This is a genomic window from Methylobacterium sp. J-118, assembly GCF_057836565.1.
The window spans coordinates 3,436,406-3,453,199 of sequence record NZ_JBYQFA010000001.1; the positions used below are offsets into that span (position 1 = coordinate 3,436,406).

The window sequence follows — 16,794 nt, forward strand, 5'->3', positions numbered from 1 at the left end:
CTGTCTAGGGTGAACACCCTAGATCAGGGTCGGAGACGATGGCGCGGGGCCGGAGCCGGGGATTGCAGGAGAGCGAACGGGCTGCCGATGGGCGGCTCCCGAGCACACGCGACCGGATCCTGGCGGTCAGCCTGGACCTGTTCAATGCCCGGGGGCTCGGCCGGGTGACCACGGCCGAGATCGCCGCCGCCGCGGGGATCCGGGAGGGGAACCTGCAGTATCATTTTCCGCGGAAATCCGGCCTGGTCGAGGCGCTGTTCGCGGCCTTCGAGGTGGAGGCCGTGGCGGTAGCCGGGGGGATGCCGGCCGATGCCGGGGCGCCGGAGGCGCTGCTTGCCTACCAGCGGGCCTGGTTCGACCTGATCTGGCGCTACCGCTGCATCTACCGCGACGGGATCGCCATGGTGGAGATCGCCCCCGCCCTGCGCCCGCGCGTCCACGCCCTTCGCGCGCGGACGCAGGCCCTGGCCCGGGGCGTCTTCGAGGCGGCCGTGCGGGCGGGGCGGCTTCGGATCGACCCGGAGGGCCTCGGGCGGCTCATCGACAACGCCTGGATCGTCTCCAGCCATTGGATGAGCCACCGCCTCCAGGGTGGTACCGCGCTGACCGAGGCGGATCTCGACTGGGGGTTCGCGCAGGTGCGTGACCTGTTCGCGCCGTATCTGGTCGCGCGGCGCCCGGAGTGATGCGGACTGGCCCGAACCTTCCATGGGCCCCGGTCAAGCGCGAACCCGAAAGCCGTGATGCTCGACCGTCTCACCCATGCCGGCCTCAGCCTGCTGCTGCTGCTCGCCGTCGCGGTTCTGTTCTCCACGAATCGACGGGCGATCCGCCCCCGGGTCGTCCTGACTGCGCTCGCGCTTCAAGTGGGGCTCGGGGCCCTGGTCCTGTTCCTGCCGGCCGGGCAGGCGGCGCTGACGGCGGCGGCCGCCGTCGTCGCCACCGTGCTCGCCTACGGTGACCGCGGCACCGCGTTCCTGTTCGGGGGCCTCGTCGAGCCGAAGATGTTCGAACTGTTCGGCGGCTCGGGCTTCATCCTGGCCCTGCGGGTGCTGCCACAGATCCTGTACGTGTCGGCGCTGATCGCGGTGCTCTACCACCTCGGCCTGATGCAGATGCTCGCCCGGGGCCTCGGGGCGGTGCTGCGGCGGATCCTCGGCACCGCGCCGATCGAATCCTTCGCCGCGGTCATCACCATCGCCATCGGCCAGAGCGAGATCGCGGTGGCCCTGCGCCCGTTCCTCGCACGCTTGACCGGCGCCGAGCTGTTCGCCGTGATGGCGAGCGGCGCCTCGTCCACCGCGGGTTCGATCCTGGCCGGTTACGCGGCGCTTGGCGTCCCGATGACCTACCTGCTCGCCGCCTCCGTGATGGCGATCCCCGGCGGCCTGCTCTACGCCAAGATCCTGGTGCCCTCCACGGAGCCGACCCGGATCACCACCACCCGGGTGGAGTTCGGCGAGACCCGGGCGGCCAATGTCATCGAAGCGGCTGCCGATGGCACGCAGAAGGGCTTGGCGGTCGCGGTCTCGGTCGGGGCCATGCTGATCGCCTTCGTCGGGCTGATCGCCCTGGCGGACGGCCTGTTCGGCACGATCGGCGGGCTGGTGGGTTATCCCGCCGCCTCGATCGAGGGCGTGCTCGGTTGGGCGCTCGCCCCGCTGGCCTGGCTGCTCGGCGCGCCGTGGGAGCACGCGACCCTGGTCGGCGGGGCCATCGGCCAGAAGCTCGCCTTCAACGAGTTCTTCGCCTACGCCAACCTGTCGCCGATCCTGACCGGCGGAACCCTCGACCCGCGTACGCAGGCGATCGTCTGCTTCGCCCTGTGCGGGTTCGCGAATTTCGCGTCGATCGCGATCCAGCTCGCGAGCTTCTCGAGCCTCGTCCCGGAGCGGCGCTCCGAGGTCGCCCGCTACGGGCCAAGGGCGATCCTGGCGGGGACGCTGTCGAATCTCACCAGCGCGGCGATCGCCGGCCTGTTCGTGGGGTGAGCACGCTTATCGTGTCCACGCCGTCGCTGTGACCGCCCCGCCGAAGCAGCGATACGGAGAGTCCGAATGCTCCACAGCTTCGGCGGCGCTCGGGACGCCGCACAAACGAAAAGCGCCGCTTCAGATGAAGCGGCGCCCAAAACAGATCGTCAACGTCTTAGTTGAAGGTGTCGATCTCAGCCGACTCGTAGCTGGTGACTTCCATGCCGACGCAAACTTCGGACACGATCGGGGCAGACCAAGCCATGATTTCCTCCTGATGAACTGTGGGTGATTGTCTCGGAGACCACGAAGGGCAGGGCGCTGGGCGCTCCGGCCCCCGCACGTCTTAGTTAAAGGTGTCGATCTCGGCCGACTCGTAGCTGGTGACTTCCATGCCGACGCAAACTTCGGACACGATCGGGGCAGACCAAGCCATGGCGTTTCTCCTCGCTGTTGGTGAGCGGTATATAGCCGATATCTTGGACGCAATACAAGCGAGCACAACACTTATATTTCTCATAGGGACCCCGTCGGGACCCCCGGGGGACCCCTGGTGCCGCCGCGCGACACTCGGGCCTCTCCTGTGGGTTCAGGGCCCCGGCAACGCCGTTTCCGGCACGGTTTCGACTTGACTGACTTTTTTCGCGGGCGCACGAGGCACCGGCGCGACGCTGTCTTCGGCGGCGGCGTGCTCCCCGTCAAGCAGCGACCAGCGAAGCGACGTGCCCGACCGATCGTGCCTGCCGTGCCCGGCCACGCGCCGTCGTCCCGCCTGAGCCGCTGAGAGGCCTGGCCGCGGAGCGCCGACGCGGCGACCGGTCACGGCCTTGACCCAGGATGACCGGCGCCGCGTCGCCTCGTAACCCACGAGGCGAGGCCATGAACGAGATCGCCCCCTTCGACACGCGCATCGACCCGTCCGTTCTGGCCGCGCGGCTCTCGGACGAGCGCGCCCCGGACATCGTGGAGAAGCTCAACGAGGAGGCGCCCGAGGTCGCGGCCGCCATCCTGCTGGGCCTGCCGCTGGAGCGGGCGGTCGAGGTGCTCGACCAGCCGGAGCTCGACTGCGCCGCCGACATCATCGAGATGCTGCCCCGGGACCGGGTGGCGGCCTACCTGTCGGGGATGTCGGCCGACCGGGTCACGGACGTCTTCCGCGAGATCGAAGAGCCGGGCCGCTCCGACCTGCGCGCCCGCCTCGACGCCGAGACCCGTGGGGCCGTGGACCGGCTCTCGGCCTATGGCGAGGAGACGGTCGGCTCGCTGATGACCACCGAGTTCGTCACCATCCCCGGCACCTGGACCGTAGGCCAGACGCTGGAGCACATCCGCCACGTCGAGAAGACCCGCGAGACCATCTACGCGATCTTCGTGCTCGACCCGCGGACCCGGGCGCTCACCAAGGCGGTGCCCCTGCGACGGCTGATCTCGGGGGATCCGAACGACAACGTGCTCAGCGTTGCCCCGGGACGGCGGCCGCTCGCCGTCTCGCCCACCGCCAGCCGCGAGGAGGCGGCCCGGCTGATCTCCAAGTACGATCTCCTGGCGCTGCCGGTGGTCGACGCGGTCGGCCACGTCATCGGCATCGTCACCGTCGACGACATGATCGATGCGATGATCGAGAAGCAGACGCAGGACGTGCAGCGCTTCGGCGGCATGGAGGCGCTGCCCGAGCCCTACATGGATATCGGCTTCTTCACGATGATCCGGAAGCGCGCCGGCTGGCTGTGCGCGCTGTTCCTCTCGGAGATGCTCACCGCCTCGGCCATGCAGGGCTTCGAGGGGGAGCTGGAGAAGGCGATCGTCCTGACGCTGTTCATCCCGCTGATCATGAGCTCGGGGGGCAATTCGGGCTCGCAGGCGACCTCGCTGCTGATCCGGGCGCTGGCCCTGCACCAGATCCGCCTGCGGGACTGGTGGCGCGTGGCGCTGCGGGAGTTGCCCACCGGCATCGTTCTCGGGTCGATCCTCGGGGTGATCGCGGTGATCCGGATCGTGGCGTGGCAGAAGCTCGGCCTCTACGATTACGGCGAGCACTGGCCGCTGGTCGCCGTGACCGTGGGGTCGGCACTGGTTGGGATCGTGACCTTCGGGTCCCTGTCGGGCTCGATGCTGCCCTTCCTGCTCCAGCGGATCGGCTTCGACCCCGCCACCGCCTCGGCGCCGTTCGTGGCGACGCTGGTCGATGTCACCGGTCTCGTGATCTATTTCTCCGTCGCGCTGCTGATCCTGCGCGGGACGCTGCTGTAGGGGTTTTGGAATAGACGCGTGTGGGCCATTCCCGCCCGCAGAGGCGGGGAGGGCGCGCGGCGCCGGTCTTTGCCCTTATTCCGGAGCGATATGCGGATTTCGGAGCCCACAGGGATGAGGAGGCCGATCGCGCCCTCCCGAGCCGACCTATGACATCTCAGGTCCGCACCGGAGAAGGCGCGCGCTCGAACTGACGTGCCGGATCGGAGGACCTGGGCGCCCCCCGTCACTCCGCCACGGTCGCCGCCAGCCGCTTCCGCTGCACCTTGCCGTTCGCCGTGCGCGGCAGGGCGTCGAGGAAGCGAATCTCCCGCGGGCGTTTGTAGGCCGCAAGCCGCTCGGCGCAATACGCGAGCAGCGCCCCGGCGTCCGGTTCGGAATCGGGCTGGAGCACCACGAAGCCGCAGATCACCGAGACATCCGCACGCACCGGCAGCTCGGCCACGCCGACCTCCGCCACGGACGGGTGGGCGGCGAGCACCGCCTCGACCTCGTTGGGCGAGACCCGGTAGCCCATCGCCTTCATCAGGTCGTTGTTGCGGCCCTCGAACCAGAGGTAGCCGTCGGCGTCGAGCCGGGCGAGGTCGCCGCCGACGAACCAGTCCCCGCGCAACACCTCGGCTTCCTCCCCGGGGCGGTTCCAATAGCCGAGCATCAGCGCCGGCTCGGAGCGATGGACGGCGAGCAGGCCGATCTCGCCGGCCGGGAGGGGGACGGGCACGCCCTCGACCGGCAGGATCGCCACCCGCCGGCCGGGTTGCGGCTTGCCGGGCGAGCCGGGGCGCATCGGGATGGTCGGGCCGCTGGAGATGTAGGTCGAAATCTCGCTCATCCCGAGGGCTTCGTAGAGGGGCTTGCCCGTGGCCTGAATCCAGGCCTCGAGCAGCGCAATCGGAAGCGGCTCGCCCGCCGTGCAGCCGTGGCGCAGGCGCGACAGATCGTGGGCGCCGAGGTCGCCGTATTTCAGGATCTGGCGGTAGAGGGTCGGAACCGCGGCGAACAGGGTGGCGCCGTACTCCGCGATCAGGCGCGGCCAGACCGCAGGGTCGCGCGAGCCATTGTAAAGCACCGCGGTGGCACCCACCGACCAGGGGTCGCTCAGGCCCACCCCGAGCGTGTAGGTCCAGTTCATGGTGCCGGCATGCAGCATCACGTCGGATTCCGTCAGCCCAAGCCAATGGTCGAGCATCGGCCGCCGGCCATAGGCGGCCCGGTGGGCGTGGAGCACGCCCTTCGGCCGGCTCGTGGTCCCGGAGGTGTAGATCAGCATTGCCGGATCGTCGGCGGCGGTGTCGGCGTAGTCGGGGCGCAGCGGGCCGGCCTTCATCCGCGCGATCGCCGCGGCATCGAGCAGGCGGCGGTTGCCAAGCGCCTCCGCGGAGACCGTGCAGCCGCTGCCGATCACCACCGCAGCGGCCCCGGAATTCTCCATCAGGAACGCCGCCTCGGGCTCGGTGAGCTGGGGCGAAGAGGGTAGCGCCACCAGTCCCGCCGCCAGGGCGCCGAAATAAACGAGGACGTAGTCGGCCTCGTTGCCCATCCGGATCATCACCCGGTCGCCGGGTTCCAGCCCCAAGGTGCGCAGCCCCGCCGCGATGCCGCGCACGGCCCGATCGGCCGCGCCGAAGCTGAGCCGGTCGACCGTGCCATCGCCGACCATGATCAGCGCGGTCTTGTCGGGACGCAGGCGGGCGTTCTCGGCGAGGCAGTACCGGGCGGCGTTGAACCGCTCCGGTGGGTGGCGGTGGTCGGATCGACTGTCGGGCACCGGGCGTCCCCCGTGTTCGGGCTTTTGGCCCGGTGTCCCGCCTGCGCGCCCTGCCGTCAACCGTGGGTGCGCGGTTCCGACTCCGGTCAGGTCCGCCGCTGTGCCTGACCCTCCTGCTCCTCGAAGCCCTTGAGCATCTTGTCGAGGGTCAGCGGGTATTCGCGGACGCGGATGCCGGTGGCGTTGTAGATCGCGTTGGCCAGCGACGCGCCGGCCCCGCAGATGCCGAGTTCACCCAGCCCCTTGCTCTTCAAAGGGTTGGTCTTGTCGTCGAGTTCCGGCAGGAACACCGCATCGATCGCCGGGATGTCGGCATGGACCGGCACGTGATACTCGGCCATGTCGTGGTTGACGAAGTAGCTGTAGCGCGGATCGACCACCGCATCCTCCATCAGCGCCGCGCCGACACCGAAGGTCATGCCGCCGATCGCCTGGCTGCGCGCGGTCTTGGCGTTGAGGATGCGGCCGCCCGTAAAGACGCCGAGCATCCGCCGCAGCCGGATCTCGCCGGTGTCGATATCGACCCCGACCTCCGCGAAATGCGCGCCATAGGAGTACTGCGAGAATTTCTGCTTCATCTCGCCGGGCTTGATCTCCCCCGAGGCCTCCAGACCCGACTTGGCCAGATCGGTGAGCGCCTCGGTGCGGTTGCCCGACGTGACCGCGCCATCGCGGAACGTCGCGCCATCCGGGTTGAGATCGCCGGCCTTGAGCACGGCCTGCCGGAGGTTGTCGCAGGCGACATAGAGGGCTGATCCCGCCGAGGCGGCACCGAAGGACCCGCCCGAGCCGGACGCGTAGGGGAAGTCCGTGTCGCCGATCTCGACCCGCACGCGCTCTGGCGGGAGGCCCAGCATCTCGCCGGCGATCTGGGTGAGGATCGTGTAGGTGCCCGTACCGGGATCGGTCATGGCCATCTGGACGACCAGCACGCCGTCCGGCCCGAGCTTCACCTTGGCGGAGGACGGCATCAGCGGGTTGAGGCGGGCGGCCGCCGACATGCCCATTCCGACGAGCCAGTTGCCGTCACGCCGGCTGCCCGTCGCTTGGCGCTTGTCCCACCCGAACAACCGCGCGCCCTCGCGCATGCATGGCACGAGCTGGCGGGTGGAGAACGGCACCTTCTTCTCGGGATCCTCGGCCGGCTCGTTGCGGACCCGCAACTCGATCGGATCGATCTTCAACCGTTCGGCCAGCTCGTCCATGGCGCACTCGAAGGCGAGCTGACCCACGGCCTCGCCCGGTGCGCGCATCGACGAGGCGATGGGCATGTTCAGGTTCACCAGCCGGTGGCGGGTGACGCGGTTCTGCGCCGCGTAGAGGGAGCGGGTGACGTTGGCGGCGGTCTCGAAGAATCCGTCGCCCTCGGCGGTGTCGGACCAGGATTCGTGACCGATGGCCGAGAGACGGCCCTCGGTGTCGGCACCGAGGCGGATCCGCTGGATCGTGTCGCTGCGATGGGTCGCGACGTGGAATTCCTGCTGCCGGGTCAGGGCGACCTTGACGGGCCGTTCGATCAGCTTCGAGGCCAGGATCGCCAGGGTCGCCTCGGGCTGAACCTGCAACTTCGCCCCAAAGCCGCCGCCGATATAGGGGCTGACGATCCGAACCTTCTCGGGGGGCAGCTTGAGCACGGAGCCCAGCGCCTTCTGGCCGCGGTTCGGCATCTGGTTGGCGGTGTGGAGGACGACACCGTCGCCGTCCCAGGCGGCGATCGTCGCGTGCGGCTCCATCTGGGCGTGGATCTGGTTCGGCGTGACGTACTTCACGTCGAGCTTCACCGGCGCCGCCGCGAAGGCCGCGTCGAAGTCGCCGAGCTTCGAATCCGGCGGCGAGTTGATCGGCTTCGGCTCGTAGGCCGACGCCATCGCGTCCTTGAGATGGCCCTTGGGCGTCTGGGCGTCGTACTGCACCTTCACCAGCATCGCGGCGGCGCGGGCCTGTTCGAAGGTCTCGGCCACCACGAAGGCGACCGGCTGCCCGTAGAAGGCGACCTGCGTCCCCTGGAGCTGTGGCCAGACCTGCTCCTTCTTCTCCCCCTGCGCGGGTACGTTCTCGTGGGTCATCACCAGGATCGTGCCGGGCGCCCGGCGAGCGGCATCGGCATCGATCGACCGGATCGTGCCGGACGCGATGGTGGCGGCCACGATGAAACCGTAGGCTGGGTTCTGCAGCGCCCGGGTCTCGTAGGCGTAGGGCGCGTGGCCCGTGACCTTGAGCTTGCCCTCGACGCGGCTCAGAGGCTTGCCGACGAGCCCGTCGGGACGGTCATCGAGCGGCGTTTGGCCGATCGGCTGGTTCATCTCCATGGGGACGGTCCTTGAGCGGGAGGGCTACGCGCGGGTCGCCTGCGCCACGACGGCGCGCAGGGTCCGCCGCGTCAGCGGGATCTTGAAGTCGTTGCTGCCGTAGCCACGGGCGCCCTTCAGCACCGCATCGGCGGCGGCGTCGGCGGAGCCGGTCTGCACCAGCGCCGTCTCGGCTTCGGCCACCCGCCAGGGCTTGTGCGCCAGACCGCCGAAGGCGAGCCGCGCCGCGTGGGGCTTCCCGCCCTCGGCGCCGGCGATCACCGCGGCCACGGAGACCGTGGCGAAGGCGTAGGAGGCCCGATCACGGACCTTCCGGTAGATATGCAGGCCCGCCACCGGCTTCGGCAGGGTGACGGCGGTAATGATCTCGCCGGTGCGCAGGTCGGTCTCGATCTGCGGCGTGTCGCCGGGCACCCTGTGGAAGTCGGCGATCGGGATCATCCGCGCCTGCCCATTCGGGTCCATCGTCTCCACGGTGGCGTCGAGGGCGCGCATGGCGACGTTCATGTCGGACGGGTTGGTGGCGATGCAGGCCTCGCTCGTGCCCAGTACCGCCATGATGCGGTTGAACCCACCGATGGCCGAGCAGCCCGAGCCGGGCTCCCGCTTATTGCAGGGCATGGCCGTATCGTAGAAGTAGTAGCAGCGCGTCCGCTGGAGCAGGTTGCCGGCGGTGGTCGCCTTGTTGCGGAGCTGGCCCGAGGCGCCGGCCAGGAGCGCCTTCGCCAGAACAGCGTAGTCCTTCCGGACCCGCGGGTCGGCGGCGAGGTCGGAGTTGCGCACCAGCGCGCCGATGCGCAGCCCGCCCTCCCGCGTCGCCTCGACCTTGTCCAGGGGAAGCCGGTTGACGTCGATCAGCGTCGCCGGGGTCTCGACCTGCAGCTTCATCAGATCGAGGAGATTGGTGCCGCCGGCGATGAACCGGGCGTTCGGCCGTTCGGCCGCGAGCTTGGCGGCGTCCTGCACGGTCGCGGGACGCTCGTAGGTGAAAGCCTTCATGTCCGCCCCCTCAGAGGTTGCTGGCGGCGGTGTCGCGGATCGCCGCGACGATGTTCGGGTAGGCGGCGCAGCGGCAGATGTTGCCACTCATCCGCTCGCGGATCTCGTCGTCGCTGAGGCTTGGGCTCGACGCCACGTCCTCGGTGACGTGGCTCGGCCACCCGGCCTTGACCTCGCTCAGCATGCCCACCGACGAGCAGATCTGGCCCGGCGTGCAGTAGCCGCACTGGAAGCCGTCATGCTCCAGGAAAGCCGCCTGCATCGGGTGCAGTTGATCGCCGGAGGCGAGCCCCTCGATGGTGGTGATCTGATCGCCGTCGTGCATCGCGGCGAGCGTCAGGCAGCTGTTGATCCGCCGCCCGTCGACCAGCACCGTGCAGGCGCCGCACTGGCCGTGGTCGCAGCCCTTCTTCGTGCCGGTCAGCGCGAGGTGTTCCCGCAGGGCGTCGAGCAGGGTCGTGCGCGTGTCGAGGACGAGGTCGTGCGCCTGGCCGTTGATGGTGAGCCGCACCGGCAGGGTCTGCGGAGCCGGATCGCCGGGGGCGGCGACGGCGGGCGCGGGCCGGACCCCGAGGGCGCCCAGCGCCCCGGCCACGGCGCAGCCTTCCACCACAGACCGCCGGGTCAGGGCGAACGGTCTCTTCGGAGTCGCGTCTGTCATGCTGCTATCCCGTCCGTGCGCGACGCTGCGCGGCGCAACCTGGAATCTGGTCCGCCAACGTCCGGCTCTGCGGATTAGATCCGGTCCAGACTGCGCCCGTTTACCGCGGCTCAGCCTTCGGACGGGGAGCCATCGGATCCATAGCTTCTCGTCGATCGGCCTTGCTCGGTGACGCCGCCGGTCCACGTGAGGGCTGGAACATTCAGCCAGAGGCTTACCGCATGGCCATATCCGTCCCGACCCTGGCCCTGAACGACGGGCACCGCATCCCCCAGATCGGCTACGGCTGCTGGCAGCTCTCCGACGCGCAGGCGCCGGACCTCGTCGGCCAGGCGTTGCAGGCGGGCTACCGCCTGATCGACACCGCCGCCGCCTACGGGAACGAGGCGGGGGTCGGCCGGGGCATCCGCGACGCACGGGTGTCGCGGGACGAGATTTTCCTCACCACCAAGCTCTGGAACGACCGCCAGGGGCGGGACGAGGCCCGACGCGCCTTCGACGAGAGCCTGGAGCGCCTCGGCCTCCCCTATGTCGACCTTTACCTGATCCACTGGCCGTGCCCGCAGCGGCGCCTGTTCGTGGAGACCTGGAAGACGCTGATCCAGCTCCGTGACGAGGGTCGGGCGAAGTCGATCGGCGTGTCGAACTTCACGCCGGAGCATGTCGCCACGCTGCTCGCCGAGACCGGCGTCGCGCCGGCTGTGAACCAGATCGAGCTGCACCCGCATTTCCAGCGCCGGGCGCCGCGCGCGGACGATGCCCGTCACGGGATCGTGACCGAATCCTGGAGCCCCCTCGGCCAGGGCAAGGAGCTGAACGATCCGGCCATCCTAGCGATCGCGCAGGACCACGGGAGGAGCCCCGCCCAGGTCGTGCTGCGCTGGCAGGTGCAGATCGGCTGCGTGGCGATCCCGAAGACCGCCCGGCCCGAACGCATCGTCGAGAACATCGCCCTGTTCGACTTCGCGCTGTCCGATGCGGAGATGGATCGGATCGCCGCCCTCGACCGGCCGGACGGCCGGATCGGGCCCGATCCGGCGACCTTCTGCTGAGCCTGAACCCTTCGGCGGCGCAGCATGACACCGTGCCGCAAAAGATTTATGCTCACAGCGTGCATATCTAGACATGCGCCTCCGGCCCTCATAAGTTAGACGGCACAATGCTCAAACTGAGCATAATGGAGGACGCCATGGCGTCGACCGTGTTACCCGTCTCCCGCACGCCCGGCCCGGGCCTGCCGCTTCCCGATCTCTACGCCCGCGTCAGCCGGCACGTCCCGGCGATCGAGTGGCCGGCGCTCGCGCCCGACATCGAGGCGATCCTGCGGCTGAAGCGCGAGCGAAACGCCGTGATCCTGGCGCATAATTACCAGGCGCCGGAGATCTTCCACACGGTGGCCGACATCGTCGGCGACAGCCTGGCGCTGGCCCGCGAGGCGGTGACGGTCGACGCCGACGTGATCGTCCTGGCGGGCGTGCACTTCATGGCGGAGACCGCCAAGCTCTTGAACCCGAGCAAGACGGTGCTCATCCCCGACATGGGCGCGGGCTGCTCGCTGGCCGATTCGATCACCGCAGCGGACGTGCGTGGCCTGCGGGCCAAGTACCCGGGCGTGCCGATCGTGACCTATGTCAACACCTCGGCGGCCGTAAAGGCCGAGTCCGACCTGTGCTGCACGTCGGGCAACGCCGTCGCGGTGGTGCGGTCGCTTAACGCCCCCCGGGTGCTGATGATCCCGGACGAGTTCCTGGCGCAGAACGTCCAGGCCGAGATCCCGGAGGTCGAGATCCTGACCTGGGCCGGCCATTGCGAGGTGCACGAGCGCTTCACCCCGGCCGATATCCGCGACGTCCGCGACAGCTATCCCGGCGTCACGGTGATCGCGCATCCCGAATGCCCGCCGGACGTGGTCGCCGAATCCGACTTCTCCGGCTCGACCGCGATGATGATGGACTTCGTGCTCCAGAAACGGCCGAAGCAGGTCGTGCTCGTCACCGAATGCTCGATGGCCGACAACATCGCCGCGCAGAACCCGGATATCGAGTTCATCAAGCCCTGCAACATGTGCCCGCACATGAAGCGGATGAGCCTGCGCAACATCCGGCGCTCCCTCGAAACCATGACTCACGAGGTCACGGTCGATCCGGCCCTCGCCGACCGCGCCCGGGCGGCGGTGGAGCGCATGCTGCTGGTGCGCACGCGATGAACGCCATCTCCCCCAACACGGCCGACCGCATCGTCGTGGTCGGCGGCGGCGTCGCCGGCCTGAGTGTCGCCCTGCGCCTCGCGCCCCGCGCGGTGACGCTGGTCACCGCCTCGCCGCTGGGTCTCGGCACCGCCACCGGCTGGGCGCAGGGCGGCATCGCCGCCGCGGTCGGATCGGACGATGCGCCGGAGCTCCATGCCGCCGACACGGAAGCGGCCGGCGCCGGGCTGACCGAGCCCGACGTGGCGTTGAGGGTTGCCCAGGCGGGCCCCGGGCTGATCGATTGGCTGGTGCGGATCGGGGTCCCGTTCGACCGATCCGAGGACGGCGCCCTGGCGCTCGGCCTCGAGGCCGCGCATGGCCGCCGCCGCATCGTCCGCTCCGGCGGCGACGCCACCGGGGCCCGGGTCCTCGAAGCGCTGGTGCGGGCCGTGCTGACCGCGCCGTCGGTCGAGGTGGTCGAGGCCCACGCCTGTGACCTGCTGCGGGATACCCGCGGCGCGGTGGCCGGCATCGTCGCCGAGCGCGACGGGGCCCGGTTCCGCATCCCGGCCCGGGCCGTGGTGCTCGCCACCGGCGGCGTCGGCGCCCTCTACGCGGCGACCACGAACCCGACCGGCGCCGTCGGCGGCGGGCTGGCCCTCGCCGCCCGGGCGGGCGCCGTGATGCGCGACATGGAGTTCGTGCAGTTCCACCCCACCGCCATCGCGGCCGGCACCGATCCGATGCCGCTGGCCACCGAGGCCCTGCGCGGCGAGGGCGCGCGGCTCATCGACGAGACCGGCGCCCCCGTGATGGCCGGAATCGCGGGCGGCGACCTCGCCCCCCGCGACGTGGTTGCCCGGGGCATCTTCCAGGCGCTGCAGCGGGGCCGCCTCGTCTATCTCGACGCCCGCGGAGCCCTCGGCGCCGCGATGCCGAAACGCTTCCCCACGGTGGCGGGCCTCTGCGCCGCCGCCGGCATCGACCCGGCCGTGCAGCCGATCCCGGTCCGCCCGGCGGCGCATTATCACATGGGCGGCGCGAAGGTGGATGCGTACGGCGCCACCTCGGTGCCGGGCCTCTATGCCTGCGGTGAGGTCTCCTCCACGGGCCTCCACGGCGCCAATCGCCTCGCCAGCAACTCCCTGCTGGAGGGGCTGGCTTACGCGCGCTTCATCGCCGATGGGTTGGACGCTCCGCCGCCGAACGCGATCGTACCCGAGACCGTCGCGGCCCATTCGGGCGCGGACCTTCCGGCGATCCGCACGCTGATGGAGACGCGGGTCGGCGTCGTGCGCGACGCCGCCGGTCTCGAAGGTGCCGTCGCGACCCTGGCGCCCCACGCGCGAACCTGTGACGCCGCCCTGGTGGCGCTGCTGATCGCCCACGGCGCGCTGGAGCGGCGGGAGAGCCGCGGCGCCCACTGGCGCAGCGATTGTCCCCACGCCGCCCCGGCGGCGCATACCGAGACGACGCTCGCCGCGCTCGACGCCGCGTTCCACGAGACCACGGCCGCCCGGGAGGCGCTGACGCCATGACGCCATCGGTCTTAACGGACGAGATCCTGCCCCTGCCGCGGCTCCTCGTGGAGCCGGTTGTCCGCGCCGCCCTGCTCGAGGATCTCGGCCGGGCCGGCGACATCACCACCGACGCCATCGTGCCGCCGGGTACGCGGATGCGCGGCGCGATCGCCTCCCGCCAGGACGGGGTGATCTCCGGCACCGATGCCGCCGCCATCGCCTTCGCGCTGGTCGATCCGGCGGTGACCGTCACGGTGGAGCGCGGTGACGGCGCCCGCGTCGCCCCGGGCGACGTCGTCCTGCGCCTCGAAGGGCCGGCCCGGGCGATCCTGACCGCGGAGCGCGTGGCGCTCAACCTGCTCTGCCGGATGTCGGGGGTCGCCACGGCCACCCACGGGCTGGTCGAGGCGGCGCGCCCGCACGGCAAGGCGTCGATCGTCTGCACCCGCAAGACCACCCCGGGCCTGCGCGCGCTCGAGAAGCATGCGGTCCGGGCCGGCGGCGGCTCCAATCACCGCTTCGGCCTCGACGACGCGGTGCTCATCAAGGACAACCATGTGGCCGTGGCCGGCGGCATCGTGCCGGCGATCGAGCGGGCCCGGGCGCGGGCCGGTCACCTCGTGAAGATCGAGTGCGAGGTCGACAGCCTGGCGCAGCTGGAGGAAGCCCTCTCGGTCGGGGTCGATGCGGTGCTCCTCGACAATATGGGTCCGGACCAGCTGACCCGCGCGGTGGCGATGATCGGCGGCCGCGCCCTCTCCGAGGCGTCGGGCCGGATCACGCGGGAGACCGTGGGGGCGGTCGCGGCGTCCGGCGTCGACCTGATCTCCTGCGGCTGGATCACCCACTCCGCCGCGATCATCGACCTCGGGCTCGACGCCGCCTGAGCGCCGGCCTCCGGCCGCCGTCGACGTGCGGGTCGCGCCAGCGTCATCACGTTCCGGTTACAGGTCTTCCCCGCGGTCGCTTCGGAGATCCTCCGAGTCTATCGCCGCGCGGAGAGCTTGTTACAGTTTCGCTCAACAGAAACGCCACTGACCGGATCTGCCCGTGAGCCAAGCCCTCCGAACCGCGGCTGCCCCGGCGGTCAGCCTTCCCGCGGCGCCGGTGGCGCGCAAGCCGGGTGCGGTCCGGCACGGTCCCGGGAGGGCGCTGATTCTCGGTGCCCTGGGCGTGGTCTACGGCGATATCGGGACGAGCCCGCTCTACGCGTTCAAGGAGGCGGTGAAGGCGGCCACCGCCGGGGGGGCCTCGGTGCCGGCGGCGGCCACGGGGGCGGTGTCGCTGATCCTGTGGTCGCTGATCCTGATCGTATCGCTGAAATACGCGGTGCTGATCCTGCGGGCCGACAACCGCGGCGAGGGCGGTATCGTGGCCATGCTGGCGCTGCTCGGCGCCCGGCAGGCGCGGCCGGGGACGTGGAAAGCGCTGCTGCTGGTGGTCGGGCTCGTGGGCGCGGCGCTGCTCTACGGCGACGGGGCGATCACCCCGGCGATCTCGGTGCTGTCGGCGGTCGAGGGCCTGAAGGTCGATGCGCCCGCGCTCGGTCCCTACGTGGTGCCGATCACCCTGGTGATCCTGATCGGGCTGTTCCTGGTGCAGCACAAGGGCGTGGCCGCCATCGGCCGGGTGTTCGGGCCGGTCATGATGGTCTGGTTCGTGGTCCTGGTCCTTCTGGCTGTTCCCAGCATCCTGCGCACGCCGGAGATCCTGGCGGCGGCCAATCCCTGGCGGGCCGTGGACTTCCTGCTCCATGCCGGCTGGCACGTCAGCTTCCTGATGCTGGGTGCGGCCTTCCTGGCGGTGACCGGCGGCGAGGCGATGTATGCCGACCTCGGCCATTTCGGCGCCCCTGCGATCCGGATCGCGTGGTTCGGCCTCGTTCTGCCCGCGCTCCTGATCCACTATTGCGGGCAGGGCGCGCTGATCATCGCCGATCCGGGCGCCATCGAGAACCCGTTCTACCTGCTTGCCCCGGACTGGGCGCATTATCCGCTGGTCGCCCTCTCCGGGATGGCGACGGTGATCGCCTCGCAGGCGGTGATCTCGGGGGTGTACTCGCTGACCCAGCAATCGATCCAGCTCGGCTTCATGCCGATGATGCGGGTGGTCCATACCGACCAGGAGGAGCGTGGCCAGATCTACGTGCCGGGCGTGAACTGGCTGCTCGCCGCCGCGACGCTCACCGCCGTCGTGGTGTTCGGCTCGTCCGACGCCCTGGCCGGCGCCTACGGGATCGCGGTCTCGGCGCTGATGGGTATCACGACGCTGCTCGCCGCCCTGATCGCCCTGCGGTGGGGCTACAATCCGATTCTGGTGTTCGCGGTGAACGGCTTCTTCCTCGCCATCGACGCCGTGTTCTTCGCTGCCAACAGCGTGAAGATCCTGGAGGGCGGCTGGTTTCCGCTGCTGCTCGCGGGAGCGGTCGCCTTCCTGATGCTGACCTGGATGAAGGGCAACCACATCCTCGAATCCGTGCGCGAGACCATGCGCATGCCCGAGGCGACCTTCCTGGGCCGCCTCGCCTCGCATCCGCCCGTGACCCTGCCCGGCACCGCGGCCTTCCTGACCGCCGCCACGGAGGGGATCCCCATGGCGCTCGGCCGTCTGGTGGAGCGCAGCCGCTGCCTCCACGAGCGGATCCTGCTGATCACCGTCTTCTACGAGGAGGCGCCGGTGATCCCGGCGAGCGAGCGGGCGCAGGTGACCCTCGTGGCCCAGGGCATCCGCAAGGCGATCTCGAAATACACCCCCGGCATGGAGCGCGTCGTCCTGCGCTACGGCTTCATGCAGACGGCCTCGATCCCCGAGGGGCTGCAATGCGCCGTGGCGAGCGGCCTGCTGCCGCCGGAATACCTGGAGGACATGACCTATTTCGTGGGCCACGAGGTGGTCATCCCGTCGCCGACCCGTCCCGGCATGGCCCCCTGGCGGGAGGGCCTGTTCGCCTTCATGAAGCGCAACGCTGAGCGCACCGGTGCCCATTTCGGCCTGCCGACCCGTCAGATCGTCGAGGTGGGGACCGAGATCGAGATCTGAGCGCGGTGCGCCCCGACGGACCGGCCGTCGCCGCATTGAAAACCGCGGCGATCGCAAGCATATGGCCCCCGCGAATTTCCCTATGCG

Annotated in this window: 14 protein-coding genes; 8 read left to right on the top strand and 6 right to left on the bottom strand. The window is 70.2% G+C overall.

Annotation, left to right across the window (positions count from 1 at the left end; all coding sequences use genetic code 11):
* The first annotated feature begins 62 nt into the window (after positions 1-62).
* Together AC3IF3_RS16530 and AC3IF3_RS16535 are read left to right on the top strand one after the other, a co-directional pair.
* Entirely contained in the window at positions 63-686 is a 624-nt protein-coding gene (locus tag AC3IF3_RS16530) for a TetR/AcrR family transcriptional regulator (RefSeq protein WP_489229560.1), read from the top strand.
* A 57-nt stretch (positions 687-743) separates the two neighbouring features.
* Positions 744-1,991 (top strand): NupC/NupG family nucleoside CNT transporter, encoded by a 1,248-nt coding sequence (locus AC3IF3_RS16535; RefSeq protein WP_489229561.1) that lies wholly within the window; start codon positions 744-746, stop codon positions 1,989-1,991.
* Between the two features lie 157 nt (positions 1,992-2,148).
* Here AC3IF3_RS16535 and pqqA (AC3IF3_RS16540) read toward each other — a convergent pair whose 3' ends face one another.
* A complete protein-coding gene (gene pqqA / locus AC3IF3_RS16540; RefSeq protein ID WP_243966993.1) occupies positions 2,149-2,238 on the bottom strand; it encodes a pyrroloquinoline quinone precursor peptide PqqA in 90 nt (29 codons plus the stop codon).
* An 81-nt stretch (positions 2,239-2,319) separates the two neighbouring features.
* Positions 2,320-2,409 (bottom strand): pyrroloquinoline quinone precursor peptide PqqA, encoded by a 90-nt coding sequence (gene pqqA, locus AC3IF3_RS16545; protein WP_243966993.1) that lies wholly within the window; start codon positions 2,407-2,409, stop codon positions 2,320-2,322.
* A gap of 401 nt (positions 2,410-2,810) precedes the next feature.
* On the opposite strand from pqqA (AC3IF3_RS16545), the gene mgtE reads away from it, so the two are divergent.
* Positions 2,811-4,223 carry a magnesium transporter gene (gene mgtE, locus AC3IF3_RS16550; protein ID WP_489217279.1) on the top strand — a complete coding sequence of 471 codons (1,413 nt, stop codon included), beginning with the start codon at positions 2,811-2,813 and terminating at the stop codon, positions 4,221-4,223.
* 226 nt (positions 4,224-4,449) lie between these two features.
* Here the strand turns inward: mgtE and AC3IF3_RS16555 are convergent, their stop codons facing one another.
* The 4 genes from AC3IF3_RS16555 to paoA all read right to left on the bottom strand — a co-directional run bounded on the left by AC3IF3_RS16555 (position 4,450) and on the right by paoA (position 9,960).
* Positions 4,450-5,991 (bottom strand): acetate--CoA ligase, encoded by a 1,542-nt coding sequence (locus AC3IF3_RS16555; protein ID WP_489229562.1) that lies wholly within the window; start codon positions 5,989-5,991, stop codon positions 4,450-4,452.
* 86 nt (positions 5,992-6,077) lie between these two features.
* Entirely contained in the window at positions 6,078-8,300 is a 2,223-nt protein-coding gene (locus AC3IF3_RS16560; RefSeq protein ID WP_489229563.1) for a molybdopterin cofactor-binding domain-containing protein, read from the bottom strand.
* 24 nt (positions 8,301-8,324) lie between these two features.
* Complete coding sequence (locus AC3IF3_RS16565; protein WP_489229564.1) at positions 8,325-9,299, bottom strand: FAD binding domain-containing protein; 975 nt, start codon at positions 9,297-9,299, stop codon at positions 8,325-8,327.
* A 10-nt stretch (positions 9,300-9,309) separates the two neighbouring features.
* The gene (paoA, locus tag AC3IF3_RS16570; protein ID WP_243966998.1) at positions 9,310-9,960 is read right to left on the bottom strand and encodes an aldehyde dehydrogenase iron-sulfur subunit PaoA; all 651 of its coding nucleotides are present in this window, start codon (positions 9,958-9,960) and stop codon (positions 9,310-9,312) included.
* Positions 9,961-10,181: 221 nt separating this feature from the next.
* Between paoA and AC3IF3_RS16575 the strand changes: the two genes are divergently transcribed.
* The 5 genes from AC3IF3_RS16575 (at position 10,182) to AC3IF3_RS16595 (ending at position 16,707) form a co-directional block, all read left to right on the top strand.
* Positions 10,182-11,012 carry an aldo/keto reductase gene (locus AC3IF3_RS16575; RefSeq protein WP_489229565.1) on the top strand — a complete coding sequence of 277 codons (831 nt, stop codon included), beginning with the start codon at positions 10,182-10,184 and terminating at the stop codon, positions 11,010-11,012.
* Between the two features lie 137 nt (positions 11,013-11,149).
* Positions 11,150-12,166 carry a quinolinate synthase NadA gene (gene nadA, locus AC3IF3_RS16580; protein WP_489229566.1) on the top strand — a complete coding sequence of 339 codons (1,017 nt, stop codon included), beginning with the start codon at positions 11,150-11,152 and terminating at the stop codon, positions 12,164-12,166.
* Positions 12,163-13,686, top strand: a complete 1,524-nt coding sequence (locus AC3IF3_RS16585; RefSeq protein ID WP_489229567.1) for an L-aspartate oxidase — start codon at positions 12,163-12,165, stop codon at positions 13,684-13,686. Before nadA ends, AC3IF3_RS16585 begins: the two co-directional genes overlap by 4 nt.
* On the top strand, positions 13,683-14,555 hold the full coding sequence (gene nadC / locus AC3IF3_RS16590; protein WP_489229568.1) for a carboxylating nicotinate-nucleotide diphosphorylase: 873 nt from the start codon (positions 13,683-13,685) through the stop codon (positions 14,553-14,555). The genes AC3IF3_RS16585 and nadC overlap by 4 nt, the downstream gene beginning before the upstream one ends.
* A gap of 163 nt (positions 14,556-14,718) precedes the next feature.
* Complete coding sequence (locus AC3IF3_RS16595) at positions 14,719-16,707, top strand: potassium transporter Kup (protein ID WP_489217286.1); 1,989 nt, start codon at positions 14,719-14,721, stop codon at positions 16,705-16,707.
* Positions 16,708-16,794: the final 87 nt, after the last annotated feature.

Bases quoted from the DNA above. Each gene is read 5' to 3' on its own strand.
- AC3IF3_RS16535 (WP_489229561.1), top strand. From the start codon at position 744: ATGCTCGACCGTCTCACCCATGCCGGCCTCAGCCTGCTGCTGCTGCTC.
- pqqA (WP_243966993.1), bottom strand. From the start codon at position 2,238: ATGGCTTGGTCTGCCCCGATCGTGTCCGAAGTTTGCGTCGGCATGGAA.
- pqqA (WP_243966993.1), bottom strand. From the start codon at position 2,409: ATGGCTTGGTCTGCCCCGATCGTGTCCGAAGTTTGCGTCGGCATGGAA.
- mgtE (WP_489217279.1), top strand. From the start codon at position 2,811: ATGACCGGCGCCGCGTCGCCTCGTAACCCACGAGGCGAGGCCATGAAC.
- AC3IF3_RS16560 (WP_489229563.1), bottom strand. From the start codon at position 8,300: ATGGAGATGAACCAGCCGATCGGCCAAACGCCGCTCGATGACCGTCCC.
- AC3IF3_RS16565 (WP_489229564.1), bottom strand. From the start codon at position 9,299: ATGAAGGCTTTCACCTACGAGCGTCCCGCGACCGTGCAGGACGCCGCC.
- paoA (WP_243966998.1), bottom strand. From the start codon at position 9,960: ATGACAGACGCGACTCCGAAGAGACCGTTCGCCCTGACCCGGCGGTCT.
- AC3IF3_RS16575 (WP_489229565.1), top strand. From the start codon at position 10,182: ATGGCCATATCCGTCCCGACCCTGGCCCTGAACGACGGGCACCGCATC.
- nadA (WP_489229566.1), top strand. From the start codon at position 11,150: ATGGCGTCGACCGTGTTACCCGTCTCCCGCACGCCCGGCCCGGGCCTG.
- AC3IF3_RS16585 (WP_489229567.1), top strand. From the start codon at position 12,163: ATGAACGCCATCTCCCCCAACACGGCCGACCGCATCGTCGTGGTCGGC.
- nadC (WP_489229568.1), top strand. From the start codon at position 13,683: ATGACGCCATCGGTCTTAACGGACGAGATCCTGCCCCTGCCGCGGCTC.